Origin of the sequence: Oribacterium sp. oral taxon 078 str. F0263, from assembly GCF_000469565.1 — a bacterium.
Taxonomy (GTDB): domain Bacteria; phylum Bacillota; class Clostridia; order Lachnospirales; family Lachnospiraceae; genus Oribacterium.
On sequence record NZ_KI273128.1, the window covers coordinates 121634 to 147206 of the forward strand.

Genomic DNA, 25573 nt, shown 5'->3' on the forward strand with positions numbered 1-25573 from the left:
AATGCCGGACACTGTCTGGCAAATCTTATTTGCCATCTTCCGGAGTATCCTCCGTCAGTTCGATCACGTCTGTGATTTCACATTGCAATGCATCACAGATTTTGGCCAGCGTCTCCATGCTGATTCCTTTATTCTTTCTCATATTGGCGATCATATTGGTAGTCAGCCCCGCTGCTATACGAAGATCTTCTTTTCTCATGTTCTTATTCAGAAGTGTGTGCCATAGTGGCATATAACTGATGTGCCTCATAATAGTAATCTCCGTTCCTTACGAGAACGGTACGCGCTTTCCGGAAAGGAGTTCCGCTTTAAGGGCATCCAGCTTCCTGTTCAGAGCCTTACCATCATCGGAAAACTTGTCCGGATTGAAATACAGGTGGAGATACATGCGGCACTCTTCCTGGATCGTATCGCCTTTGTTTCGAAATGAAAGGGTGATTATATATGTTGGCAGTTCAAGGCTATTATGACGGGGCAGTAATCGAACCCCTGGAAAAAATTACTGCAAAGCCTAATCAGCGTGTCATCATAACAATACTGGACGAATTTGTGGAGCCGGTCAAGGTCGTTTATAAAAAAGGAATGCGCGGTGTTCTCGCACAGTACGCTGATCCGGAATTAAGAGAAAAGGAAAACGGCGCATGGGAGCGTGCTGTGGCGAGAAAATAGGGTAATTCGAGATAGCGACATTTGATAAAAAGTTGATAAAATTATTTGAATCGTGAATCAGATGGAAAGGGTTAGAGCCAACAGCGCAGGCTCTAACCCTTTTTTCTACGTTATTTTTGTATTAGCACTCAGATATCAGTCCCGTCAGCGACGCGGGTCCTTCCTCAAGATTTTTTCTTCCGGTAGTAGGTATTGTCCATCGGAAGCTTCGTCCGGAAGACCCCGTCCAGCGCATAGTAGGCTCCGGCGATTGCGGGCGCGATGGGGATCGAGGAGATCTCTCCAACTCCCTTTGCGCCGTAGGCAAAGGGAAGCTGCGTCTCTCTCTCCACATAGGTCGCATGGATATCCGGGATCTGATTCGCCCGGAGCAGTCCCAGGGTCCCGAGCTTTGCCGCGGGGATGCAGTCCTTCAGAGGAAAGTCCTCCGTCAGGGCATAGCCCATGCCCATCAGGACGCCGCCCTCGATCTGCCCCTGGATGGAGACCGGATTCACGACCTTTCCGGCATCGTGCGCCGCGTAGACATCGGTGACTTTCCCCTCCGGGTCGAGGATCACCACATTGGTCGCGTAGGCATAGGCCACATGGCTCTTCGGGAATTCCTTCTCCGCCCCGAGCTTGTCGGTCGGATCAAAGAACTCATAGAAAAACTCTTTTCCCTCGAGCTCCGAGATCCTTCCCCCGTGCAGTTCCAGCTCCTTTCGGAAGAGCTTCGCGACCTCCTTCACCGCCTCCCCGGTGATCAGAGTCTGCCGGGAGCCGGAGGTCGTCCCGGAATCCGGGGCAAATTCCGTGCTGCCGGAGCCGATCCTGAGCTTCTCGAGGGGAAGTCCCGTCCCGCTGCTCAGCATCTGGAGGAAGACAGTCCGGCAGCCCTGACCGATATCGGAGGCCGCCGTGTAGAGCACGGGGAGACCGTTCTCCACGACCAGCCTGGCTCTTCCCTTGTCGGGAAGCCCGACGCCGACTCCGGCGTTCTTCATCGCGCAGGCGATGCCCGCATGACCCCGGTTGCTCTCATAGACCTCCTTCACCGCGAGGAGGGATTCCTTCAGGGCGGTGGACTCATCCGCGATCTGCCCATTTGGAAGGACCTTCCCCGGCTCGATCGCATTCCGGAAGCGGATCTCCCAGGGGCTGATGCCGACCTTCTCCGCGAGCTTATTAATAATCATCTCAAGGGCAAATTCGCTCTGGCATACGCCGAAGCCCCGGAAGGCCCCCGCGGGGGGATTGTTGGTGTAATAGCCAAAGCCCCGGATGTCCGTATTCTGATAGCAGTAGGGTCCCACAGAATGCGTACAGGCCCTCTCCAGCACCGGCCCGCAGAGAGAGGCGTAGGCTCCGGTATCGAAGTAGATCTCACAGTCCAGGCCGGTAAAGATGCCGTTTTCGTCACAGCCGAGGGTAAAGGTCCCCTCCATCGCGTGGCGCTTCGGATGGAAATTGATGGACTCCTGCCGGGAAAACTTCACCTTGACCGGGCGGCCCGTCTTTAAGGCGAGCAGCACGGAGGTGTGCTGAACCGTCACATCCTCCTTTCCGCCAAAGCCGCCTCCGACCAGCTTGTTCTCAACGACGATCCTATCCGGGTCCCACTCCAGCATGTAGGCGATTTCCTTCCTGGTATCGTAAACCCCCTGATCGCTCGTCAGAACCTTCACCCCGTCCTTATAGGGGAAGGCAAGACCGCACTCCGGCTCCATGAAGGCGTGCTCCGTGAACGGCGTCGTGAAGCTCTCCGTGATCTTATACTTCGATTCCGCAAGCGCCTTCTTCGCATCTCCCCTTGTGACATGCCTCTTCTGGCAGAGGTTTCCGTTTTCGTGGATTCTGGGCGCGCCCTCCGCCATGGCCTCATGAATATTATGGACCAGCGGAAGGACCTCATACTCCACCTTCACGAGCTTCTTCGCCTCCTCCAGGATCAGCGGGGACTCCGCGGCGATCAGGCAGAGCGCATCGCCGATACACCTTGTGATATCGCCCTCCGCGATCATGACATCCCAGTCCTGCTGGATATGGCCGACCTTGTTTCTCGGGACATCCTCCGCCTTCAGGATGCAGACTACGCCGGGCAGAGCCCTTGCCCCTTCGGTGTCGATCTTTACGATGCGGGCTCTCGGGTACTCCGTCCGCACAGCTCCTCCGTAGAGCATGCCCGGCATGACGACATCGTCCACGTATTCCCCTTCTCCCAGCACCTTCTCTCTGACATCCACGCGGAAGGCGGAGTCCCCGACCGCATAGCCTCTCTCCCCCTCCTCGACCGCCTCGTCGATCTCGAGCTCTCCTCGGAGGATCCGGGCCGCGAGATCGATCCCCTCGATAATCTTCTTATAGCCGGTACAGCGGCAGATATTGCCCCGGATCGCCTTCTTGATCTCCTCCTCCGTCGGAGCGGGATTTTGGTCGATCAGAGCCTTCGCAGACATCACCATGCCGGGGATGCAGAAGCCGCACTGCACCGCCCCGGCCCTTCCGAAGGCATAGACGAAGGCCTCCTTCTCCCGGAGACTGAGCCCCTCCGTCGTGATGATATTCTTTCCCGCGGCCTTCTTCGTGCTCATGATGCAGGAGCGCACGGCCTTCCCATCGATAATGATGGTGCAGGTTCCGCAGGCGCCCTCGCTGCAGCCGTCCTTCACCGAGGTGAGCCTGAGCTCATCTCTGAGATAGCGAAGCAGCGGCTGCTCTGTCCTGCATTCTCTCTCCTCCCCGTTCACCGTAAAGCGAAAAATCTCCTCCATCTTTCCTCCCTGATACTCTCTATCCCGGTTCTCCCTGCCCCATGCAGGAATCCGCGGCACAGTACAAATACGGCCACAGTCACAGCGGGCTGATGGGCATTGTGACAAATCCCCATCGCATTGCCGGAAGCTCAGTCCGCGGCCCCGCGAAGATGCTCCTCCACCGACCGCGCGACAGCGTCCAGAATCTTCTCGTAGCCGGTGCAGCGGCAGAGGTGCCCGGAGATCAGCTTCCGAAGCTCCTCCCTCGTGTAGCGCTTCCCGGTCCCGACGATCTCCACCGCGCTCATGATAATGCCCGGCGTGCAGAAGCCGCACTGCACCGCCGCCTCCTCGATGAAGGCCTTCTGGATCGGAGAGAGATCACCCTCCCTGCTCTTCAGACCCTCCACCGTCATGACGGACTTTCCGTCCGCCCACATCGCGAGGTAGATGCAGCTGTCGATGGCCTCTCCGTCCACAAGCACGGTGCAGGCCCCGCACTCCCCGACCTCGCATCCCTTCTTCACGGAGCTTAGGTCCAGGCGATTTCTCAGAGTATCGAGGAGGGATTCCCGCTCATCGACCGCGATCTCTCTCTCCCGGCCGTTCACTGTGACATGAATGATCTTAAGCATGGATTTCACCTCCTGACAGCTTCACGGCCTCTGACAGCGCGCGCTTTGCGAGCTCCGAAATCAACTGCATGCGAAACTCCCTGGAGGCTCTCCAGGAGCTCCGCGGATTCACCTCCGTAAGAGCTGTCTCTGAGAAATCGGAAAGAAGCCCGGGGTCCGAGAGGCTCCGATTCTTAAGCTTCTCCTCCGCCTTCCTGCAGCGGATCGGCGTGGGCGCCGCGACGCCGTAGGCAAGGCGCGCCTCTTCGATCCTGCTTCTGTCCCCATTCAGCTTCACGCGGACCGCACAGCCGAGTGTGGCGATCTCCATCGCCCGGCGCTTTCCGTACTTGATATACTTTCCCGTCCAGCCCTCATAGTCCTCTTTTCGGATCAAAAAGCCGGTGCAGACCTCCTCCCGTCTTCGGACCGTTCGGCCCGGTCCGGTATAAAAGTCATGGATCGAGATCCTCCTCTCCCCCTCCGGCCCCGTGAGCAAAAGCTCTGTATTGAGGGAGACCGCGCTCGCCGCGGAGTCCGCGGAGGTCGCGCCGTTGCATAGATTCCCCCCCATGGTACCCATGTTCCGGATCTGCGGGCCGCCGACCATATCCACGGCCTCTCCCAGCATCGGAAGATGCTCCATGATCAGAGGATCATTCGTAATATGGGTAAAGCTCGTGCCGGCTCCGATCCAGATCGATTCGTCCGGAAGCAGCTTCACCCCCTTGATCTCCGGGATATTTTTCACAGATACGAGGGCTCTTCCCGCATCCTTTCCCGCCCTTACACGGATCAGGACATCCGTTCCTCCGTTAATCAGCTCGGCATTTTCATCCTCCGAGAGCGCCCTGACAGCATCGTCTACACTGCGTGCCTCATAAAAGCCTGCGATATCAAACATCTCCTGAACTCCTTCTATCTATCCTCTGCCAGCCCCATCCAGAGAGGGAAGCGCGGTCATGTCCTAAAGCGTCTACAGAAGCCCTCCCTCCTGGAAAGCCTCAATCAGTCTCTGACTGGTCATCGGGGCGACCTTCATGCCGATGCCCGTGGCCTGCAAAACGGCGTTTCGGATCGCCGGAGCCGCGGCGATCGTCGGCGGCTCTCCCAGGGATTTGTTGCCGTAGGGGCCCGTGGGATCCTCAAGCTCCACGAAGTCGATCCTCATATCCGGCACGTCCATCGCGGTCGGGATCTTGAAGTCCAGCAGGTTGTCATTCAGGACACGGCCCGTCTTCTCATCCACAAGGAGATCCTCCGAGAGCGCATATCCTATGCTCTGCGCGATTCCTCCGTGCACCTGGCCCTCCGCGGTCTTCCGATTGATGATGATGCCGGAGTCATGGAGCTCCACGAGATCCAGAATCTTCACCAGTCCGAGGGGAAGATCCACCTCGACCTCCGCGAAGCAGACGCCGGAGGAGAAGGTATTGTCCTTGCACTGGTTCGAGACCTCCGCCGTGATGTGGACCGCGCGGTCCAGCGAGTAAAAGGCGGTGTCCGCCAGGATCGAGAGAGGAAAGAGAGCTTCTCCCCCTTCCTTCAGGACGACGCGGGAATCCACGATCTCAAGCATCTCCGGCAGGATCCTCTCCTTGGGAGAGAGGGAGAGCTGAGAGCGGAGCTTCTCCTCCGCCCTGCTGACCTCCTTCGCATAGATCGTCTTCGAGATATCCTCCACGCTGTTGTTCAGCATATAGGCGGCATAATCGAGGATGCGGCTCCGGAATTCCTCCGCGACCTTCTTGCACGCCATGCCGGAGACATAGGTCTGGCGGGAGGCGTAGGCCCCGGTGTCAAAGGGCGTCACATCCGTGTCCTGCGTGGAGACGATGTAGATCTCATCGAAGCGAAGGCCGCTCGTATCCGCCGCCATCTGGGTGAATACCGTATCCGCGCCCTGTCCGATCTCCGTCGCCCCCATGATGAGCTGCGCGGAGCCGTCCTGATTCAGCACCATGCGGGCAGAGGCGGTCTCCAGGGAGATGGGATGTACACCCGTCTTATAGCAAAAGATCGCCATTCCGACGCCGCGGCGCTTCATGCCGCTCTCATGCCCGTACTTTTCCCTCTTCTCCGTCCAGTGAAAGAGCTCCGCCCCCTTCTCCATGCACTGCTTTAAGCCATAGGAGCGAAAGGTGATGCCGTTCCCCGGATCACGGAAGCCTTCCTCCATGCAGTTTTTCATGCGGAGCTCATAGGGATCCATGCCGAGCTTTTTCGCAAGATCATCCACCAGACACTCCGTGAACCAGATCGACTGCGGGATGCCGTAGGCCCGCATCGCCCCCGCCGTCGGGGAGCTCGTATAGACTGTCCAGCCATCCGCTTCCGTCCCCATGCGGTCCCGGTAGAGATCCTTAAACACCGTGCAGCAGTTCGCGCAGATCGCGTGCCCGTGGGAGGCGTAGGCGCCGTTGTTCGCATAGGCGTCAAGACTCCTCGCGAGGATCGTGCCATCCCTTTTCGCAAGACCTCTCACATAGCCCGTGATCTTGTGCCGGGTTCTCGTAGAGATGATGGTCTCCTCCCGGGAGATCTCAAGACGCACCGGCCGTCCGCCGACCTGCATGCTCATAAAGGCGTTGAGCGGCTCATAGAGTACATCCTGCTTGTTTCCGAAGCCTCCCCCGATGTAGGGCTTTATGATCCGGACCTTCCCCGTGGGGATCCCCAGAGCCATGGCCGTGCACAGCTTCACGATCGCGGGGATCTGCGTGGAGCAGGTCACTGTGACCTTCCCGTTATTGTCCACATAGGCCCAGGAGACCGGAAGCTCGATGTGGCAGTGGGAGATCCTCGGCGTATCCAGCTTCTCCTCCACATAGACGAGCTCTTCCTCTCCGTACTCTTTCTTCGCCTCCTCGAGGGCCTTCTCGAAGGAAAAGTCCGCCTTCCCCATCGTCATATGGCTGTGCACGATCACATTGTCCTTACGGAGATCCGGATGAAGCGGCGTGGCCCCCTCCGCCATCGCCTGCTCCACCGTCGGGATCGCAGGATACTCCTCATACTCCACCTTGATCTTCCGGAGGGCCTGCTGCGCCGCGACCTCATCCTCCGCGATGACGCAGGCGATGTCGTCCCCATAGAAGCGCACGCGCCGGTTCAGGAGCCTCCTGTCGCAGATATCCTGATGCTTCTCCTCCACACTCCAGGGATGCCCCGCAGTCGGAAACTGGCAGTCCGGCACATCGAAGCAGGTCAGTACCTTTACGACTCCCGGCACCTTCTCCGCCTCGGAGATATCCATGCTTTTCACCAGACCATTTGCGATTTCCGAGTGCAGTACCTTCCCATGCAAGATATTCTTCGGCTCCAGGTCCGCAGTATACTTCGCTTCCCCGCACACCTTCGCATACGCGTCGACCCTGACCTTTCCCTGACCCACTTCCATGCTTATACCTCCTGATCCTTCCTGTTCCCTCATCTCATTATAAAAAATACGAAAGCGGGCGTCCATTAACAGTTCTTTCTAATAATCTCTCTTCGTTTCTGTGGACAAGCGACAAAAAACTTTTTTAGATTCCCTCCCCTTCTCTCTCCGATATCGCTAAAAATCTCTTTGAGAACCCGATCCGTGAACCAAAAAGGGCCGCATAAATCCTATATTTACGTCAATAGAGCCTAAAATATTTTTTGTCACGCTTTTATCATTCGAGAAAAAAGCCTGCCTTTTTCCGCAGCTCTGTCCGGTGGACATCATGCTGCACTTTCAGTATATTAGTCCTTATATTAGTCTTTGTCTTCTTGCCTTCTGTCCGCCCGGAGGACACAGGAAGCTCCCGCTCCCTGCGCATGACTTTATTATTCATAGAGGATGAGAAAAACACCGGGAAAGGACAGGCAGAGCTCAGGCAATCTCAGGCAGAAGGCTTTCATTTTCGCGGTACCGGCTTTAGGAGGGGCCTTTTACCATGAGTCAGAAAAGCAGCGGGGCGGCCCGCATGGAAAACATCTACCAGCTGGACGGCAGGGTCCCGATCGGAAAGGCGATCCCCTTCGGTCTTCAGCATGTGCTCGCAATGTTCGTCTCCAATCTGGCGCCGATCACGATCATCGCCGGAGCCGCGCAGCCTGCCCTTCTGCCGGGACAGCTCGCAATGCTCCTGCAAAATGCGATGTTTGTCGCGGGAATCGCGACCATGATCCAGCTCTTCCCCCTCTGGAAGATCGGGGCCAGACTCCCGATCGTCATGGGTGTGAGCTTCACCTTCGTGACAATTCTAAGCAGTATCGCGGCAAACTACGGCTATCCGAGCATGATCGGCGCCGTGCTCGTGGGAGGGATCTTCGAGGGAAGTCTCGGCCTGCTCGCCCGCTACTGGAAGCACTTCATCGCTCCGATCGTCTCCGCGACCGTCGTGACCGCGATCGGCTTCTCCCTCTTCACCGTGGGGGCCCGTTCCTTCGGAGGCGGCTACAATGATGATTTCGGCTCTCTTCAGAATCTCTCTGTCGCGGGCATCACGCTTCTCACCTGCATTCTCTGGAGCATCTTTGCGAAGGGATACTTAAAGCAGCTCTCCGTCCTCGCGGGACTCATCGTCGGCTATATCCTATCCGCTGTCCTCGGGATGGTGGATTTCAGCGGGATCTTCTCCGGCGGTCTCCTCTCGCTCCCGCATCTTCTTCCCTTCCGTCCGGTCTTCCACCCCGGGGCGATCTTCTCCGTCTGCATCATCTTCCTGGTCTCCGCCGCAGAGACGATCGGAGATACCTCCGCCATGGTCTCCTCCGGTTTAAACCGGGAGATCACGGAACAGGAGGTCTCCGGTTCCCTGGGCTGCGACGGCTTCGCCTCCAGCGTCTCCGCCCTCTTCGGCTGTCCTCCCGTGACCTCCTTCTCTCAGAATGTGGGACTCATCGCGATGACAAAGGTCGTAAACCGCTTCACGATCGCGACCGGAGCCGCGGCCATGCTGCTCGCGGGCCTTCTGCCCCCCGTCGGAAACTTCTTCGCCTCCCTCCCGCAGTGCGTCCTCGGGGGCTGCACGATCATGATGTTCGGAAGCATCGTGAGCTCCGGCATCCAGATGATCTCCGCCTGCGGCTTCAGCCAGAGGAACATCATCATCACCTCCCTCTCCCTCGCGGTCGGGATCGGCTTTACGACGAGCCCGGAGAGCGAGATCTGGAAGAATTTCCCGCCTCTCATCCAGACGGTCTTCGGGGGTAACGTCGTCGCCGTGGTCTTCGTCGTCGCTCTCCTTCTAAACGGCATTCTGCCAAAGAACATGGAGAGCGGGAGACTTCCGGCTCAGGAATAGCTTCTCCGGAAAACGCGATGTACAGCCAAGGAAAGGGGAGTCGGCTTTCGCAGGAAGGCCGACTCCCCCTTTTCCCAGCTGTCCCTTCCCCAGGAGACACTTCTCTTCGAGAAGACTCAGGGACGCACCAAGCTGCCGCCCTGCCATTTTGTCTGTCCGCGCACAGGCCGTCTGCCGCCCCGGCGTTTAGCGATCTGGTTTCTCAAGATCGCTTATGCGCCGCTGGCCGCGGCAGCCGGAGCGAGAGCGTCCTGGGCCGGGCGAACAAAGGGCAGAAAAGGCGGCAGCTCCTCACCTCTGTCTATCTTCTCAGGAGCTTTCCCATCGCATTTTTCGGGAGCTCTTCCTCCGTGATCGAGAGCTCCTTGATCTGCTCCGCCATCGGAAGCCCACGGTTCATCTCCTTCACATAGGCCCGAATCTCCTCTGCGAGCTCCGGCCTCTCCGAAAGGGCGGAGCTGTATATCTTCGCGGCGATTTTCTCCCCCTCTGAGAAGACGAGACATTCGTCGATGAGCGGACAGGCGTAGAGCTTCTCCTCCAGCTCCTCCGGGGAGACATTCTCTCCGTTTGAGAGAATGATGATATTCTTGATCCGGCCCGTGACATAGAGATAGCCGTCCTCATCCAGCCTCCCCAGATCTCCGGTCCGAAGCCAGCCGTCCCGGAAGGCCTTCCGGTTCTCCTCCTCATTGTTCAGGTACGCCTTCATGACATTTTTCCCGCGCACGAGGATCTCTCCGTCCTCGATCTTCAGCTCGCAGTAGGAGGCGAGCTTTCCGCATGCGCCGTCCCGGTAGGCTCCGCGGTAGGTGACGGTTCCCGCCGTCTCCGTCATGCCGAAATACGTCCTGGGCTCGATCCCGAAGCTCCTCATCCCGCTTATGAGAGAGGCGTTCATTCCCGCTCCGAGGCAGAGGGCCTCCTCCGCCCTCTTAAGGCTCTTTGAGAGAGCAGAGGAGCGGGGAGCTCTCTCGATCAGCTTCTTCATCACCGCCGGGACCGTGATGAGGCGGTCGAAGCCCCCTCTTTCGAGGTCTCCCAGAAAGCGCTTTGCGCTGCTCAGATAGCAGCAGTCCCCCCGCGCCATCTCGTCCAGAATCCCGATAATACCTCCGATATGGTAGAGCGGGAGCATGTGGATCGAAAAAATCATATGGGAGGGGTCTGTGCTCTTTTTCTCCTCCCCGCTTTGGAAGAGCTCCCAGGCATAGACCGAGAGATTCTGACTGCTGAGCTGCACGACCTTGCTCTTTCCGCTGGTTCCGGAGGAAAGCAGCATGAGGACGACCGCATCCGGATCCCCGTCGGAAAGCGAGGCCTCCTCGGAAGAGAGCCTGTGCTCCGAAAAAAGCTTCTCCAAGGAGAAGCTTCTCCCCTCCTCCTCGGGAAAATCCTTTCCGGGAAGCTCGGGGAGCTCCCGGAGATTTTCCCCGAGGAGGAGCGCGTCAAAACCGATCTCCCCCGCGATCTCCAGAATTCTCTCCGGGGAAAAGCTCTGGTTTAGCGGAATCACGGTATTGCCGGAGGCGATGATGCCGAGATACTCGGCGAGATAAGCATAGGAATTCTCCGAGGCGATTCCGATCCGAAAGCTCCCTCCGCTCCGGCTCTTCCTCCCTCTTCCCCACGATTCCCAAAAGGCCGCCGCCCTCCGGATATCTCTCTCCAGCTCCTCTGTCGTGACCTTCGCGGGCTCTGCCTGCTCGGGATCCGTGTAGAAAAAGGCCGTCCGCCCCCGGAAGGACGAGAAATACTGCTTTAAAAATCTGATCAGAGTCATCCCTGTTTTTCCATCCTTTTCATCACGGCATCCGCGATATCTCCGACGGTCTCCGTCTCCGCGAGGACTCGCTCCGGCATCCGGATATGAAAGGCGGATTCCAGCGCCCCCAAAAGATTATAAAAATCCAGGGAATCGATCCCAAGATCCTCCTGCATGGAGGTCTCCTCGTCGATCTCTTCCTGACTGTCCATCACCTCCCGTATGATCGGGATCAGCTTCTCCAAAATCTCTTCTCTGTCCATATTCTAAAACCTCTCTTTCCCGAAACAGCGCCTCAGCTTCCCGCGCCCTCTGCCTTTTCCGTCTTCTTTGCTTCTCCCGCCGCCAAGGAGGAGGGCGGACTCATATCCTTCGCGGCTTTTCCCTGCTCCGAGGATGGCTCTATGCCACCCTGTGCCGAGGGTTCTGCCGCGTTTCCCTGTGCCGGGGCTCCTGTCATGCCTCCCTGTACCGAAGATTCTGCCGTGACGCCCTGTGCCGGAGCTTCCGCCGCGCTCTCCTGCTCCGTGGAGGAGGATTCCAGGAAGCGGAATTTTCCGTCCCCACGGACTTCCTCTCCCCCGATTCCATGCCGGAGCTTCCGCTCCGCCACGTAGTATTGCTTTGCGAAGCTGTAGAGCTTCTCCGCAAGCTTCGAAAGATCCGCATTCGAGCGATTGCTCAGGAGGATGATCTGCCCGTCCGTCTCTTCGTCATAGAAGATATAGGAGCGGCAATATTTTCCCGCGCCGCTGTGATGGAAAACCCTGCCCTCCTTGCTAAGACCCATGGTATAGCTTTTCCCGTCCGAAAAAATCTCATCCGGCTTTACTCCGGGAATCCCTCCCTGATACAGCGCATTCTGCCACTCATAGAGGTCGATGACATCGGAGCTCATCCCGCCCGCGCTGAAGCTGAAATTCGAGGAGTATTCCTCCCCGTCCGACTTCGTCTCTCCGTCATAGGGCTTCACCTCCGCATCCTGGGCGGAGCTGCCGGTATGCGAAAGCCCCAGCGGCTTTAAGAACTCCGACTCGATATAGTCCCCGTAGCTCTGCCCGGAGAGCTTCTCAATGATTGCGCCCAGGAGGACATAGTTCGAATTGCTGTAGTGAAACTCTCCTCCGGTGCTTCCGTCCAGCTTGAACTGGAGAATCGCATCCACAAGCTTCGCTGTCTCTACTATCCCCGTGCCCCCGGAGAAGCGGGACAGAAAGTCCTGATCATCGGTATAGTTTGGGATGCCGGAGTTCATCTCGAGAAGCTGCCGGACCGTCACCCTGTCCGCATAGCTGCAGTCCGGAAAGAAGCGGCGCAGCGTCTCATCCTGCGAGAGCTTCCCCTCGGAGATCAGCCGAAAAACCGCGGCCCCCGTGAACTGCTTCGTGATGGAGTTGATGGGGAGGCTGCTGTCCCTCCCGATCTTCTCCTTCCCCTCCGCGCTGATTCTTCCGTAGCCGCCGGAGAAGAGGATCTTCCCGTCCTTAGACAGGAGATAGGAGCCGTGATAGCCGAAGCTTCGGAAGATCCCCTCCAGCTTCTTCTGATAATGCTTCTTCATGCTGCTGTAGGAACGCACCGAATACATCCGGAACACAAAGAGCGCTGCCAGTAAAAAGGCCGCGGCAATCAGTCCGGAAAATATCCTCTTGTTCCGTTCTTCCTTCATTTCGCTTCATCCCTTCTCGAGCTCCCCGCAGATAAAGGCTCCGCCCGGGGTCATATCCTTCTTCTCCCAGCCGCTCTTTTTCCCAGAGGAGGGGAGAATCATACTGTGTGCTTCCGGCTTATTCGAGAGGGACCAAAAGCACCAGCTGATATTGTTTTTCTTCAAAATGTCCAGAAACTGGGAGGCCTCCCGGAAGGAGAGCCTGCTGTCCTGACTGCTCGAGATATGCTTATCATCCAGGGAGCCGTAGGAGATCCCCCACTCACTCACAAAGATCGGGAGCCCGCTCCGGATCAGCTTTTCCAGGTAGACGGACTTATAGTCCTTGTCTTTTGAGCAGTCCGAATAGAAATGCATGCTGTACATGAGATTCGGAAAATTCAGCGGTGCCTGGAGAGGGCCGTCCAGGTTGGCGCAGTACTCCGGCGTGCCGACGAGGATCAGCGCATCCGGGGAATTCTTCCGGATGATCGGGATGATCTCTTCCGCGTAGCTTCGGATATCCTCCCAGCTCGTCGCACCGTTTGGCTCATTGCAGATCTCATAGATCAGGCCCGGCTGATCCCGATAGCGCTCCGAAAGCTTCGAAAAGAAGTCCTTCGCAAGCTCCTTGTACTTAAGAGGTGTCTCCTCCCTGAGGACATGCCAGTCCGCAATCACGTAGAGTCCCTCGGAGAGCGCATTGTCGACGGCACTGTAGAGCCGCTCTGTATTGGTCTTCGGATCGACGCTGTAGCTTCCCGCCTGCTCCGTATACATCGCCGCGCGGAAGACATTGATGCCGTAGCCCTTCATGCTCTGCATCGCCTCCCTCGTGGTAAACTCCGGATACCAGTTCAGGCCGTGACTGCTCACGCCCCGAAGCTGGAACTTTTCCCCGCGCCCGTCACACAACGTTCCATCCTTTACCGAGAGCTTCCCGTGCTCTGCGACATAATTTCGGTTCTCCATGGCGCTCCCCCGGAGAAAGGAGAGAGAGAGAACGCCAAGTCCCACCGCCGCAGCCGCTGCAAAAAACTTCATCCCTTTCAACACTGTTTCCCTCCTCCGCCTCTTTCCCGCTGTCCTATTTCTGCTTTTTCTCCCATTCCCTGAGCTTCTCCAAAAAGCTTTGGTTTTTCAGGAGTGCCTTCGAATTGGTGATTTTATAGATGCCGTTCCGAAGCCCGGAACGTTGACAGTTTACTTCATAGCCTGTGCCTTTGTAAAGCACCAGTCTCTTCGGAAGCCTCGCACCCTTCAAGGGGCTCAGCCTGAGATAGCGGTAATTGAAGTCCTCCAGCATCAGCTCCGTCCCGTCTTCAAGCCTGCATTTCTCTCTCACGCGAAAGCGCGGAAGCCGCCTCCTCTGCTCCTCTCTCTCCCTCGTTGAGTTGTCCATGATCTTTAGGACATCGTCGAAGTAGCTCGTATCCTCGCTGAGCTTCTGCGGCAGCGGATTATCCCTGTCGTAGACGATCTGCATGTACTGCCTCTTCGTCTCCCAGTCCATTTCCCCGGAGAGCTTCACCCGGTAGACCCAGCGCTTCTCCTTCTTTTCGCGGTTGACGGAGATCAGCTCCCCGGAGAGAAGCGCGGTGTAGTCTCTGTCCTTGATGCGGAAGCGAAGCTCCTTCTCCCCCTCCGTATCGAGCTCCAGCGCGTGGCTGCTCCAGAAGGCAAAGCCCCCCTCGGAGATATCCTGAATCCGCCCTTCGAGCGGCTTTTCCCCCGCGAGGATCTCCAGCGGGATGTCCGCGCGGAAGCGCTCCGATCCCCGTTCATTGATCCGCCCCTTCATGAAGAAGATCGCCATGAGGAGGCTGAAGGAGTTCACGGCGATCCACGCCGTCATGATGATGAGACCGAAGGCCCTGTGCAGGATCAGCGCCCGCATCGCAAAGAGCAGAGAAAGCAGGGAGATCCCGAGCAGGCAGATGTGCGGAATCGCAAGGTAAAATTCATTTTGCTCGTTTAGATCTCTGGACTTCGCCGTGACGCTGAACTTCTTTTCATTGATGTGCAGCTCCTCCGCCCAGATCGGGATCAGCAGGTAGGGGAACATGATCGTGTCAATCGTATTGCTCCAGCGGGCATCCCGGATCTCGCTGGACACATGCCGAAGGAGGAAGGAGTAGAGGATGTAGTAGGGCAGCCAGACGAAGAGAAGCTGCCGGAGATTCAGGACGACGAGCGGAATCCCGAGGAGCAGGAAAAAGACCGGGGACAGGATATAGATGAGTCTCCTGGAGAAGCTCTCCCAGTAGATGCGGCAGGAATAGTAGGAGAGCTTGAGCTGCGGGCTGAATTCCTTATTTGTGAGAAGGTGCACCTTCCGAAGGGAGTAAATGCAGCCCCTGCCCCAGCGGACGCGCTGCTTGATCAGGCTGGAGATGGTGATCGGCGCGAGGCCCTGTGCGACGACCTTCCGGACCGCGTAGCAGCGGTAGCCCCTGGCCTCGATCCTAAGCCCCGTCTCAAAGTCCTCCGTGATCGTCCCCGTCGCGATCCCCCCGACCTCCTCCAGGGCCTTCCGGGAGATCACGGTATTGGAGCCCGCGTAGAGGACGGAATTCGTGCTGTTCTTTCCGATATTCACCTGGCGGAAGAAATAGTCCTGCTCATTCGGGACTCTCTTCTCCGCGTAGAGATTGTACTGGAAGAGATCGGGATTATAGAAGGCCTGCGGCGTCTGAATAAAGCCGACCTCCTCCTTCTCATCGATCTCCTCCGGGCTCTTCTCAAGCCAGTTTCCCTCCTCATCCCTCTTCATCCTGGGGAGGAAGAAGTAGGGGATCGTCTCCATCAGGAAATTGCTCTTTGGGATCATATCCGCATCAAAGGTCGCAATCAGAGGGGAGTGGGACTTCGAGAGCGCGTTATTGATATTCCCCGCCTTCGCGAACTTATTGTTCTTCAGCCCGAAATACCCCACGCCCAGCTTCTTCGCAAGCTCCTCCACCTCCGGGCGCGCCGTGTCGTCGCAGAGGTAGATATGGACCTTCGAGGGGTCCGGGTAATGGAGCATCGTACAGGCATTCGCCGTCTTAAAGAGAAGCTCCGTATCCTCATTGTGCGTGGAGATAAAGACATCGACATCCGGGTACCAGTCCTCCGGGATCTCCGGCATCTCCGGCTCCCAGACATCCCTCTGCGCAAGATAATGCGTCATGGCCTCATAGGAGGAGAAGATCTCCGCGATCAGGAGCAAAAGCCCCCCGAAAAAGGCGAGCCAGCCCTCCTTCCCGGGAAGGGGCAGCGTGAAGAAGATTCTCCAGATGCTGTAGCCAAGCATCACAATCCCCACGAAGATCCCAAGGCCAAGCGATTTCGTCCCGTCTCTTTTTTTCTCAGACATCTATTTCACCCTCTTGCCGATCACATAGATCGACGCGACAAAGCAGAGCACGAAGGCCAGCGCGAGCGCAGAATAGGTCCGTCTCTCCCTCTCCTCCATGGTCTCCGTCACGAAGCCGGAGAGGTAGTCGTCCATATACTGATCGAGCCAGAGCCCGTGTCCCCGGACCATATCCTTTAAGCGCACAAGCTCCTCCGCATAGGTTTCCCGGTTCCGGTCAATGATATAGCCGTGCCCCTCCTCCGCGGGCGCCAGCATATGCTTTTCCTTGTAGACCTCCCTCCAGCGGCTCCGGTCCCTCTTCGAGGCATTGCCCAGATAGGCCACCGTGCTGTCGATGAAGGAGAGGACATTCTGCTCGGAGAAAATCCCCTTCCGAAGCTCCCGGTAGCGGCGCACGACCCGCTCATCGAAGGCGGGATCCCGGACGAGCCGCTCAAACCAGGGCCGCTCCGGCATGACCATATATTCCGCGCCCCCCGCCGCAAACTTATAGTTGTCCCAGCAGTTGTCGTAGTCCCAGAGGGGCCCCATGCTGAGCTTCCGGGAGGGATCCTGATAATAATAGGTGGAGTTATTCCCCGAATCATAGTTCATGAAAAACTCATTGATCACGAAGTAATCCACGAAGGAGTCCACGTCGATGTACTGGGGATACTTTCGGAAGATCCTCCAGTCATCGCTGTAGAGCGTCTTCTCCACCGTCGAGAGCTCATCCTGAATCCGTTGAATCGCCTTCTCCGTGAGCAGGGATTCCTTCGGATATTTGAAGGTGAACCAGCCGTAGCAAAGCTGCGTATCCGAGGCCCAGGTGGAGAGCGTCGTCTTCGTCCGGTCTGCCCGGTCGCGGACGAGGATGAAGCTCGGGTGCTTCTCCCTGGGATCGAAGTCCTGGATATCCACATGCCCCTTCCCCTGCTTCACCGGCTCCGTCAGGAGATAGATTCCGCGGTAGTTATACTGCTCCCCATCCTTTATGAAGAGCTCGCAGAAGCGGCACTCCGGCGTATAGGGCATGAGCTGCCCGCCCAGATTGTAGGCGATATAATTTCTGATCTGACTCGCATCGAGGATAGAATTCGAGAGCACCCAGTCCTCGTCCTTATCCATGCCGAGAAGGGGATATTCCAGCTCCTTCCCCTCCTCATCCAGGAGCTTCAGACCGTACTGCTGCTTCTGAAAGGAGCGGGAGCTCGCCCCGCGGAGCTTGATCTTCCCGTGGTTCACAAAGGACGGCTGATCGGTGATATGATTCTGATCGTTCGCGTTTTGGATCAGACTGAAGTTCACGCTGATCCAGGGATCCGTGACCGCGGGGTCCCGGTACTCCCGGATCTGGCCGTCCCCCACCATCTTAAAGATATCCGGCGGAGTCTGTCCGTTCATGTCCAAAACGACGAGCGGAAGATGCGAGACGAAGCTCTCCGGGTCGACGCTCCCGTCTCCCGGCATGCTGTCCGGTCCGATCCCGGAATCCGCCCCCGCATCCTCCTCATGCTGATAGGGGCGGAACTTCGTGGAAAGAAGGGCCTTCCCGTAGCGGAAAACCCGAACAAAAAGAAGCAGGACGAGAAAGACCGCCGCCGCGCTTATCATTGATTTTTTCATTCCTGTCTGGACTCCTCCCGAAACGATTCCTCTCCGGATTCTTCCGGAGAGCTCCCCTTTCCCACTCTGAAGATCCCTCGCCGCCCCCGCTTTCAGGAGGCCGCAAAATGCTGTTTTTCAGCGCTCCCTAGCGGCTGATCTCGTCATTTTGGCAGACGAGGTTGACGGATTCCACGCCCTTTATCGCAAAGAGGAGAGCGTTGATCTCTATCCCCTCGTTCTTTTTCAGGGAGAGATCCAGATTCTTCTTCGAGACCTCATAGATCAGCTCCGTCCTCTCCCTGTCGGAATTATCGACGCGGAACAGTGCCTTGTGGGAGAAATATTCATTCACCGTCTGCTGGATCTCCTTCGCATCCCTCTTCCCCCGGATTACGAGGAGATAGCGGTCATTATTCCGGACATTTCCAAGGAGCAGCATCGCAAAAAAGATCACCCCCGTGCCGATCCCGACGACCGCATAGTCCTGGATGCCGCAGCAGATCCCGGCCGCGATGCACCAAAAAATATAGGCGGTGTCCCTGGAATCCTTGATCGCCGTCCGGAAACGGACGATGGAAAGCGCACCCACCATACCCAGGGAAAGCGCGATATTATTTCCGATTACGCTCATGACAAGGGTCGTGACCAGGGTCAGCATCACAAGGGATACATTGAACTTCGCGCTGTATACCGTCCCGGAATGGGAGAACTGATAGGACACAAAAATAATTCCCGCGATCACGGCCGCCGCGAGAAAGCTCATTATAATATCTCCGGTTGACAGACTTCCGCTCTGTGTTGACAGATACTGATACAAATTCTCTTTCATGGATACTCCCCTTCCCAATCAAAAAATCAAGATCTGCGTCAAATTTTCGCACCGCTGTGCTATTCATTATGGACCGCTCTCATCAGGCATCATCGAGACCATAGCGCCGCCCCGCCACATATTTGCTGAAGGACTCCTCCGTCATATCCTGCAGCTGCAAAGCATCCTTTACATAGCTTAGCAGGAAGTGATTGTACTTCACCTCCAGCACAAGCTGCGTCTCTGTATCCGCGGGATAACAGAGGGAGGGGAGCGGAGAGAAGAGATCGAAATTCCCCTCCGAGGTCTCGATATGACTGTCAAAGGTGATGCGGATGCTGTTGACCGGCACGGCAAAGGCCCTCCTTTGATAATTGATGATGCAGCGGGGGCGGTAGAGCTCCTTCGTCATAATATAATAGAGCTCCATCGCAAGATCCTGTCCCGCCCCGAAATCCTCCTCGCAGAGGAAGCGGTAATCCCCGCCCGCCATCCGGATGGCCTGCTCTCTCGAGATGGAGAGAGAGACCTTGTGCTGATTTTCCCCCTGCTTTTGCTTCAGCTCAAGCTTTGCCTTCTGATCCTCGGGGTGATAGATCCGGATCCGGATCTTTTTTCTGTCCCGGATTCCGTCCAGCTTGTCGAAGTAATCGTCGTCAAAATAAGAGTCAAAATAGAGGGAACGCACCAGATAGGGTTTATAACCCTGGAACTCATCCCCGGGGAGAATCTTCCGAAGCTTCCCATAGAGCGATTCCGCCACGCCCCGCTTCAGTACGAATTTCCGCTCTACCCTGCTGACCTCCGCCGCTATATCCAAGACTTCCTCCTCTCCTCTGCTACTGCGCGTTCTCCGCCGCGTTCTTTGGCGGAGCCGCTCCTGCCGCGTCCGTTTTCTTCTCCTCGATGCAGAAGGGAAGCCCCTCATTGCTGAAATTATCCATGGCGAGCGCCAGGATGACATAGTCGAAGTGCTTCTCCCCCAGAACCATTTTCTCGATCGTCCCCTGCCCCGTGGGATTGAAGTGGATCGACCAGGCGAGCTCGATCCTGCTGCACATCGGGGAGAGGAAGGCGGCGACGGGAGAGGAGTAGGAATCCCGGATAAAGGCGATCGAAGGTCCTCCCGGGTTCAGCTCATTCTCGATCCGGTCGAAGCGGACGATTCCCTGCAAATATCCGTTGTTCATCTCCCGCTCATAGGGATCCTTATAGTCCAGGTACTTCCGCTCAATCAGGGTGTGGGCCATATCACCCTCCTTCTGCCCCTCCTTACCGCCGCGGTAGCGGTAATAATACTTGAACTTTGTGTCGAATTTCGGATAGATAAAGGTGTAGTCATCCAGCGGGCCCGCATAGATCTCCCCGGTATCTCTCCCCTGAGAGCCCATATAGATATTTTCATAGGTCTCCGTCCGATAGTTTCGGATATCCCGGTAGAAGCCGTCCGGATCGAGCCCCGCGTTAAAATGCTGATTCAGATGCTCTATGAGCTTCCCCGTCGCAAAGAAGGCGGTGGGAACCGTCCAGTGATGGTCCGTCCGATAGAAGATATCGTCCATCCCCATCCCGGCGTCCTTCAGAATCTCCCGAAAATCCATATAGTCGACATCGTACCTCCGGAAGTAGCGGAGCACGTCGTCCCCGAAGCGGTTCAAGTCATTGTAGGGGATCCCGTAATAGCCGTCCGACCAGTCCTTATTGTACTTCGTCGGATACATGATGACCATGAACTTCGTATCCTTCTCCTTCAGCTTATCCTGCAGTCTCCTCACCCTTCCCGCAAGCTCCGCCGCGGAGACATCGGAATTGTTGTAGAAATTCCCGGAGTAGAGAAAGCCCTTTTTATCCCGCACGTACTTAAAGGAGTTCTCCTCGTTCTTCCCGAGGGCGCGGTAGATGCTCCCGTAGAGCTCGTTCCAGCGATGCCCTCCCGCGATATTTTTCGTGATAAGTCCGTCCACGGACTGCATGTATTCCTTCAGCTCCGCCGCCTTCTTCGGTTTCTCCAGCTCCGCGATGCCCCCCCGTATCGCCCCCCGCTCCCAGAAGAAGTTGAGGATCGAAAACGGAAGGAGCAGGAGGAGAAAGAGAACAGCAAATATTTTCTGATAGCGCTTCATCTCCGCTTCCCCCTAGAAATTGAAATAGATAAACGGATTATAGCCTCCCTTGGCCAGCACCAGCAGGGAGAAAAACAAAAAGGCCGAGAGAGAGAGGACATAGAGTGCCGCGCCGCCGCGAAAGAGAATCTCATGCCCCGGCAGATCCTCCGTTTTCTCCAGGATATAATCCCGGATCGGAAAGGCGAGGAGAATGGCCCCGAGGAGCGGAAGCCCGTATTCCTTCAGGAGCATCGGCACATAGGGGCTGTAGAAGCGGTTTCCGCCAAGACCAAAGAGGTCGGAGAAGAAGAGCGACATCTGCTCCCCGCTCTCACAGCGAAAGATCACCATGGCGAAGATGCTGGCCACAATGACATAGACATGGCGAAGGGCCTCGTGCCCCTCCACTCTGTCGAGGCGGAACACGATTTCCAGTACGATCAAAAGGAAAAAGTAAAGTCCCCACCAGACATAGGTCCAGGCAGCTCCGTGCCAAAGCCCCGTGAGCAGCCATACGATGAAGAGATTCCGGATCATTTTGTCCATCTTCTCCGTGCTCCCGCCCCCGAGCGGCTTATAAACATACTGGCTGAACCAGGTCGCAAGAGAGATATGCCATCTCGTCATGAACTCCCGCACGGAGCGGCTCACGAAGGGATAGCGGAAATTCTCCTGAAACTGAAAGCCGAACATCCTTCCGAGCCCGATCGCCATATCGGAATAGGCGCTGAAATCGTAGTAGAGCTGGAACATATAGCAGATCGCCCCGAGCCAGGCGAGAAGCACCGGAACCGGTATCGTGCTGTCCCCTCCCTTTGTCAGGTTGAAGACGGTATCCGCGACCACCGCCAGATTATTCGCGATGAGAACCTTCTTGCAGAGCCCCTCCGCGAAGCGGCAGATGCCGCCCGCAATGCCGTCCCAGTCGGAGCGGCGGTTCCGGATCTGCTCCGCGATCGTGGAATAGCGGACGATCGGCCCCGCGATGAGCTGCGGAAAGAAGGAGATATAGAGCGCAATATCCAAAAGATTCCTCTGCGCCTCCGTCTTCTCCTCGTAGACATCTATAACATAAGAGAGCGCCTGAAAGGTGAAGAAGGAGATTCCGATCGGAAGCGAAATCCCCGGGTAGGGCAGAAAGGCCCTCTCCATGATGCCGTTCACGGTCTCCACGATAAAGCCCAGATACTTAAAGACTCCCAAAAGGCCGAGATTGAAGACGCAGGAGGAGAGCAGGATAAGCTTCCGCACCCTCTCCTCCTTCGGAAAACGGAGAAGGAGCAGGCCGAAGATCCAGTTCATAAAGATGGATGCGAGCATGATAAGGACATAGATCGGTTCGCCCCAGGCATAGAAGATAAGGCTTGCCGCAAGAAGCCAGATATTCTGAAGTCTCCTGGAAAAGAAAAAAGCGTAATAAACGAGGAAGACGAGGGGCAGAAAATATAATAGAAAAACTATGCTCGAAAATACCATCCTGAATCCTTCTTTCTCCCTCTTCTCTCGTGCTTTTGATAAAACTCTCTCTTGTCCCGGTACATCCCGGCGTCCGCCTCGCGCTTTGCCTCCAGAATCTCGGCGGCGCTCTCCTTCCAGGAGAATCCGGTCGCGGCCGTAAGTGTATCGCTCTCTTCGAGCTCTCTTTTCAGCCTGCGGCAGCGCTCCTGAAAGCTCTCCCTCATCATGCCGGGGACGATCACGGCGAACTCATCCCCCCCGATCCGGTAGATCTGGCTTCTCCCGAAGACGGAGGCCAGGATGTCCGCGGCCTCCTTCAGGAAGCGGTCCCCCGCATCATGTCCTTCCCGGTCGTTGATCTCCTTCAGGCCATTGACATCCAGGATCAAAAGCCCGACCGGAAGATCCGCGCGCTTCTCCAGCTCCCGGACCCTCTCCTCCATTGCATTCCTGTTGTTCACCCGGAGTAAGATGTCGGTGTTTCCCAAGTAGAGGAGGTGCCTCATCCGGTTCATCCTCCCAAGCTCCGAGGAGAGAAAGCGGGAAAAGGCACGAAAAAAACGCCTCCAGCAAAGCCGGGAAAGAGGAGAAGGGAAGTGAACAAAAAGGGTCCCGGGCTTCTCCCGCTCAAAGCGGAGGGGAAGTCCCAGCACCCATTCCCTTCCTCGGCTCTCTTTTCCGACGAGATATTCCTTCTTTTCTTCTGTAAGCTCCAGTCTAAGGCAGACCGCCCCCGTATGGCGGAGTGCCAGAGAGAGAGTATCCCGAAGCCCTCCCTCGGTCCCCTTCTCTCTCATAGTCTCATAGGAGCGGATCAGCAAATCAAGGCCATTCATCCTCTCCTCCTGCTCCGAAATCCCCTTCTCCTCCTCCCGAACTGCTGCGTCCCGGGAAAAGGAAAACTGCCGATTCTCCTTCTCTTATGACACGTCCCCTCTCCGCGGAAGTTTGCAGAAAGCACAGGGGCTCTCTGCTCTCCCGATTCTCCGCCCGCCGCAATAAGAACTGTCTGCATCTCTCGAAGGCACTTTACTATGCCGATGATTGCCTGTCCATACTCTAAATCATAAAATATTTTTACGGTTCACTGTCTTAACGAAATAAAAATGGAATAAATTTGTCATTTTTACGCGTTTTGTGACAAATCCTCCGAGCTTTGTCGCCAAAGGAAAGCCACCGCTCCGGGGAGCTCCGGAAAAATGACAGGGCAGGAAATAAAAGAGGAAAACGGAAGGGCAGGAAATGGGGGGAGCGGCTCCGCCGCTCCCCCTGGAAAGACTTTCCCGCCCCTGCTCCTTCGGGGCGCCGCGCTCTCCTCTCTATTTCTCGCAGATTCTGGTTCCGGTCTTCCCCTGCAGGGCCTCCCTCGCCTTCTCCAAAAGTGTGATAACTGCCGTTCTTCCCTTCCGGGATCTTGCGAAGCGGATCGCGGCCTGAACCTTCGGAAGCATGGAGCCCGCGGCGAACTGTCCCTCCTCCGCGTAGCGCTCCGCTTCCTCCGCGGAGATCTCGGAGAGCCAGCGCTGCTCCGGCTTTCCGAAATGGACCGCGGCCTTCTCCACCGCAGTCAGAATCAGAAGCATGTCCGCATCCAGACTCTCGGCGAGGAGCTCCGCCGCAAAATCCTTGTCGATCACCGCGGGAACACCGGCGAGGTGCTTTCCCTCCGCCACCACCGGGATTCCTCCTCCGCCGCAGCAGATGACGATCTGCCCGTCATCCGCCATGGCGCGGATCGCGGAGAGCTCGATGATCTCCTTCGGCTTCGGGGAGGCCACGACTCTTCGGTAGCCTCTGCCGGCGTCCTCCCGGACGATCCATCCCCTGTCCCCGGCCTCCTTCAGGGCCTCATCCTTTGCCATGAAGCGCCCGATCGGCTTCGACGGGTCCCGAAAGGCCGGGTCCTCCGGGTCCACCCTCACCTGCGTCACCATCGTGGCGACGGGCGGAAGCTTCGCCCCCCGGTTCAGAAACTCCTCGCGGAGCGCATTTTGAATATCATAGCCGATATAGGCCTGACTCATCGCGACGCAGACGGAGAGCGGTGTGGGATCGCTCCCATCCTTATGCGCAAACTCCGTCATCGCATTGTTGATGACGCCGACCTGCGGACCATTTCCGTGCACAATGACGATCTCGTTTCCGTCCTCCGCCAGATCCACGATGGCCTTCGCGGTGGTCTTCACCGCCTCCATCTGCTCCGGAAGGTTGTTCCCCAGGGCGTTCCCCCCCAGCGCGATGACGATCTTTTTCTTATCCATATCCTCTTTACTCCCCCGCGGGACCGCGATGAAAAAGCGCTTCCCCGGCCGAATTACGCCTCAAACTGCCTCCTCTGTCCGCGCTTCTCAAGCTCTCTGAGAAGCTTCGCCGGATCCCGGAACTTCTCCAGAAGGATCATGGACGCGATCACATAGGGCTTAAAGGAGGCCTCCTTATAGAGCGGATCCCGGTAGCGGTCGAAGACAGAGGCGTCGACCTCTCCCTCCTCGCAGGAGACACCGGAGATATCCGCCGGCAGGCAGTGGAGATAGAGCGCCTTTCCGTTCTTTGTGAGCTTCATCATCTCCTCGGTGCAGGCCCAGTCCTTGTGAGCCGCGTTCTGCTTTAAGAGTCTCTGCTCGAGCTCATCGATCCCCTTCTGATCTCCTCTTCCGTAGAGCTCCGTCCTCTCCTCCATCGCGGCGAACGGCGCCCAGGACTTGGGATAGACGATATCCGCATCCCGGAAGGCATCCTTCATATCGTGCGTGAGCCGGAAGGAGCCGCCGGACTGCTGCGCATTCTTCTTCGCGACCTCGACGACATCTCCCATGACATCATAGCCCTCCGGATGGGCGAGGACGACCTCCATGCCAAGACGCGTGAAAAGGCCGATGACGCCCTGGGGGACGGAGAGCGGCTTTCCGTAGGAGGGAGAGTAGGCCCAGCTCATCGCAAGCTTCTTCCCCTTCAGATTCTCGATCCCTCCCATCTCATGGATCACATGGAGGGCATCGGCCATGCACTGCGTCGGATGGTCGATGTCGCACTGGAGATTGACGAGCGTCGGCCTCTGCTCGAGCACGCCGTCCTTATAGCCCTGCGCCACGGAATCCGCGACCTCGTGCATGTACTTATTGCCCTTACCGATATACATATCATCGCGGATGCCGATGATATCGGCCATGAAGGAGATCATATTCGCTGTCTCTCTGACCGTCTCCCCGTGGGCGACCTGCGACTTCTTCTCGTCCAGATCTGAGACCTCCAGTCCGAGGAGGTTACAGGCGGAGGCGAAGGAGAAGCGAGTCCTCGTGGAATTGTCCCGGAAGAGGGAGATGCCGAGGCCGGAGTCGAAGACTCTGGTGGAAATATTTCTCTCTCTCAGATTTCTGAGGGCGTCCGCGACCTCCCAGACTGCCTTTAATTCATCCTCTGTCTTCTCCCAGGTGAGGAAAAAGTCGTTCTGATACATCTTCTCGGTCTTTCGTCCCGCGATCGCCTTCAAAAGCTCATCAAAGTTCTTCTGCTTGTCCATCTCTTTCTGTCCTCCTGTTCGCCGGGATTT

Annotated in this window: 20 protein-coding genes; 2 read left to right on the forward strand and 18 right to left on the reverse strand. The window is 57.0% G+C overall.

What is annotated here, in order from left to right; all coding sequences use genetic code 11:
* Positions 1-25: 25 nt before the first annotated feature.
* On the reverse strand, positions 26-250 hold the full coding sequence (locus HMPREF1986_RS10335; RefSeq protein ID WP_021774784.1) for a helix-turn-helix domain-containing protein: 225 nt from the start codon (positions 248-250) through the stop codon (positions 26-28).
* A gap of 194 nt (positions 251-444) precedes the next feature.
* Here HMPREF1986_RS10335 and HMPREF1986_RS10340 point away from each other — a divergent pair, with 194 nt between their 5' ends.
* Entirely contained in the window at positions 445-669 is a 225-nt protein-coding gene (locus HMPREF1986_RS10340) for a hypothetical protein (RefSeq protein ID WP_021774786.1), read from the forward strand.
* Positions 670-833: 164 nt separating this feature from the next.
* Here HMPREF1986_RS10340 and xdh read toward each other — a convergent pair whose 3' ends face one another.
* The 4 genes from xdh to xdhA form a co-directional block, all read right to left on the reverse strand.
* Positions 834-3422, reverse strand: a complete 2589-nt coding sequence (gene xdh, locus HMPREF1986_RS10345) for a selenium-dependent xanthine dehydrogenase (RefSeq protein ID WP_021774787.1) — start codon at positions 3420-3422, stop codon at positions 834-836.
* Positions 3423-3553: 131 nt separating this feature from the next.
* Entirely contained in the window at positions 3554-4039 is a 486-nt protein-coding gene (gene xdhC / locus HMPREF1986_RS10350) for a xanthine dehydrogenase subunit XdhC (RefSeq protein ID WP_009216124.1), read from the reverse strand.
* On the reverse strand, positions 4032-4922 hold the full coding sequence (gene xdhB, locus HMPREF1986_RS10355; RefSeq protein ID WP_021774788.1) for a xanthine dehydrogenase subunit XdhB: 891 nt from the start codon (positions 4920-4922) through the stop codon (positions 4032-4034). The genes xdhC and xdhB overlap by 8 nt, the downstream gene beginning before the upstream one ends.
* Positions 4923-4994: 72 nt before the next feature.
* Positions 4995-7418: a xanthine dehydrogenase subunit XdhA gene (gene xdhA / locus HMPREF1986_RS10360; RefSeq protein ID WP_036600252.1), complete on the reverse strand. Its 2424-nt coding sequence runs from the start codon at positions 7416-7418 to the stop codon at positions 4995-4997.
* 520 nt (positions 7419-7938) lie between these two features.
* Here xdhA and HMPREF1986_RS10365 point away from each other — a divergent pair.
* Entirely contained in the window at positions 7939-9291 is a 1353-nt protein-coding gene (locus HMPREF1986_RS10365; RefSeq protein WP_021774792.1) for a uracil-xanthine permease family protein, read from the forward strand.
* A gap of 301 nt (positions 9292-9592) precedes the next feature.
* Here HMPREF1986_RS10365 and HMPREF1986_RS10370 read toward each other — a convergent pair whose 3' ends face one another.
* From HMPREF1986_RS10370 to ygeW, 13 genes are all read right to left on the reverse strand, one after another.
* A complete protein-coding gene (locus tag HMPREF1986_RS10370) occupies positions 9593-11074 on the reverse strand; it encodes a class I adenylate-forming enzyme family protein (protein WP_021774793.1) in 1482 nt (493 codons plus the stop codon).
* A complete protein-coding gene (locus tag HMPREF1986_RS10375) occupies positions 11071-11319 on the reverse strand; it encodes an acyl carrier protein (RefSeq protein ID WP_009216131.1) in 249 nt (82 codons plus the stop codon). Before HMPREF1986_RS10375 ends, HMPREF1986_RS10370 begins: the two co-directional genes overlap by 4 nt.
* A 32-nt stretch (positions 11320-11351) precedes the next feature.
* The gene (locus tag HMPREF1986_RS10380) at positions 11352-12725 is read right to left on the reverse strand and encodes a serine hydrolase domain-containing protein (protein ID WP_021774794.1); all 1374 of its coding nucleotides are present in this window, start codon (positions 12723-12725) and stop codon (positions 11352-11354) included.
* A 6-nt stretch (positions 12726-12731) separates the two neighbouring features.
* Positions 12732-13748, reverse strand: coding sequence for a glycoside hydrolase family 5 protein (locus HMPREF1986_RS10385; RefSeq protein WP_009216133.1), 1017 nt, complete (start codon positions 13746-13748; stop codon positions 12732-12734).
* Positions 13749-13791: 43 nt separating this feature from the next.
* Positions 13792-16062: a glycosyltransferase family 2 protein gene (locus HMPREF1986_RS10390; protein ID WP_021774795.1), complete on the reverse strand. Its 2271-nt coding sequence runs from the start codon at positions 16060-16062 to the stop codon at positions 13792-13794.
* On the reverse strand, positions 16063-17670 hold the full coding sequence (locus tag HMPREF1986_RS10395; RefSeq protein WP_009216135.1) for a CotH kinase family protein: 1608 nt from the start codon (positions 17668-17670) through the stop codon (positions 16063-16065). It abuts the gene before it with no gap.
* Positions 17671-17797: 127 nt separating this feature from the next.
* The gene (locus tag HMPREF1986_RS10400) at positions 17798-18481 is read right to left on the reverse strand and encodes a DUF4956 domain-containing protein (RefSeq protein WP_009216136.1); all 684 of its coding nucleotides are present in this window, start codon (positions 18479-18481) and stop codon (positions 17798-17800) included.
* An 82-nt stretch (positions 18482-18563) separates the two neighbouring features.
* Positions 18564-19280, reverse strand: coding sequence for a polyphosphate polymerase domain-containing protein (locus HMPREF1986_RS10405; protein ID WP_021774796.1), 717 nt, complete (start codon positions 19278-19280; stop codon positions 18564-18566).
* Positions 19281-19299: 19 nt separating this feature from the next.
* A complete protein-coding gene (locus HMPREF1986_RS10410) occupies positions 19300-20583 on the reverse strand; it encodes an alginate O-acetyltransferase AlgX-related protein (protein WP_021774797.1) in 1284 nt (427 codons plus the stop codon).
* Between the two features lie 12 nt (positions 20584-20595).
* Positions 20596-22041: an MBOAT family O-acyltransferase gene (locus tag HMPREF1986_RS10415; protein WP_021774798.1), complete on the reverse strand. Its 1446-nt coding sequence runs from the start codon at positions 22039-22041 to the stop codon at positions 20596-20598.
* A complete protein-coding gene (locus HMPREF1986_RS10420) occupies positions 22023-22859 on the reverse strand; it encodes a GGDEF domain-containing protein (protein ID WP_021774799.1) in 837 nt (278 codons plus the stop codon). The genes HMPREF1986_RS10415 and HMPREF1986_RS10420 overlap by 19 nt, the downstream gene beginning before the upstream one ends.
* A 483-nt stretch (positions 22860-23342) precedes the next feature.
* On the reverse strand, positions 23343-24284 hold the full coding sequence (gene arcC / locus HMPREF1986_RS10430) for a carbamate kinase (RefSeq protein ID WP_021774801.1): 942 nt from the start codon (positions 24282-24284) through the stop codon (positions 23343-23345).
* A gap of 53 nt (positions 24285-24337) precedes the next feature.
* Positions 24338-25543 carry a knotted carbamoyltransferase YgeW gene (gene ygeW, locus HMPREF1986_RS10435; RefSeq protein ID WP_021774802.1) on the reverse strand — a complete coding sequence of 402 codons (1206 nt, stop codon included), beginning with the start codon at positions 25541-25543 and terminating at the stop codon, positions 24338-24340.
* Between the last annotated feature and the right edge of the window lie 30 nt (positions 25544-25573).

Bases quoted from the DNA above. Each gene is read 5' to 3' on its own strand.
- HMPREF1986_RS10335 (WP_021774784.1), bottom strand. From the start codon at position 250: ATGAGGCACATCAGTTATATGCCACTATGGCACACACTTCTGAATAAG.
- HMPREF1986_RS10340 (WP_021774786.1), top strand. From the start codon at position 445: ATGTTGGCAGTTCAAGGCTATTATGACGGGGCAGTAATCGAACCCCTG.
- xdh (WP_021774787.1), bottom strand. From the start codon at position 3,422: ATGGAGGAGATTTTTCGCTTTACGGTGAACGGGGAGGAGAGAGAATGC.
- xdhC (WP_009216124.1), bottom strand. From the start codon at position 4,039: ATGCTTAAGATCATTCATGTCACAGTGAACGGCCGGGAGAGAGAGATC.
- xdhB (WP_021774788.1), bottom strand. From the start codon at position 4,922: ATGTTTGATATCGCAGGCTTTTATGAGGCACGCAGTGTAGACGATGCT.
- xdhA (WP_036600252.1), bottom strand. From the start codon at position 7,418: ATGGAAGTGGGTCAGGGAAAGGTCAGGGTCGACGCGTATGCGAAGGTG.
- HMPREF1986_RS10365 (WP_021774792.1), top strand. From the start codon at position 7,939: ATGAGTCAGAAAAGCAGCGGGGCGGCCCGCATGGAAAACATCTACCAG.
- HMPREF1986_RS10370 (WP_021774793.1), bottom strand. From the start codon at position 11,074: ATGACTCTGATCAGATTTTTAAAGCAGTATTTCTCGTCCTTCCGGGGG.
- HMPREF1986_RS10375 (WP_009216131.1), bottom strand. From the start codon at position 11,319: ATGGACAGAGAAGAGATTTTGGAGAAGCTGATCCCGATCATACGGGAG.
- HMPREF1986_RS10380 (WP_021774794.1), bottom strand. From the start codon at position 12,725: ATGAAGGAAGAACGGAACAAGAGGATATTTTCCGGACTGATTGCCGCG.
- HMPREF1986_RS10385 (WP_009216133.1), bottom strand. From the start codon at position 13,748: ATGAAGTTTTTTGCAGCGGCTGCGGCGGTGGGACTTGGCGTTCTCTCT.
- HMPREF1986_RS10390 (WP_021774795.1), bottom strand. From the start codon at position 16,062: ATGTCTGAGAAAAAAAGAGACGGGACGAAATCGCTTGGCCTTGGGATC.
- HMPREF1986_RS10395 (WP_009216135.1), bottom strand. From the start codon at position 17,670: ATGAAAAAATCAATGATAAGCGCGGCGGCGGTCTTTCTCGTCCTGCTT.
- HMPREF1986_RS10400 (WP_009216136.1), bottom strand. From the start codon at position 18,481: ATGAAAGAGAATTTGTATCAGTATCTGTCAACACAGAGCGGAAGTCTG.
- HMPREF1986_RS10410 (WP_021774797.1), bottom strand. From the start codon at position 20,583: ATGAAGCGCTATCAGAAAATATTTGCTGTTCTCTTTCTCCTCCTGCTC.
- HMPREF1986_RS10415 (WP_021774798.1), bottom strand. From the start codon at position 22,041: ATGGTATTTTCGAGCATAGTTTTTCTATTATATTTTCTGCCCCTCGTC.
- HMPREF1986_RS10420 (WP_021774799.1), bottom strand. From the start codon at position 22,859: ATGAATGGCCTTGATTTGCTGATCCGCTCCTATGAGACTATGAGAGAG.
- arcC (WP_021774801.1), bottom strand. From the start codon at position 24,284: ATGGATAAGAAAAAGATCGTCATCGCGCTGGGGGGGAACGCCCTGGGG.
- ygeW (WP_021774802.1), bottom strand. From the start codon at position 25,543: ATGGACAAGCAGAAGAACTTTGATGAGCTTTTGAAGGCGATCGCGGGA.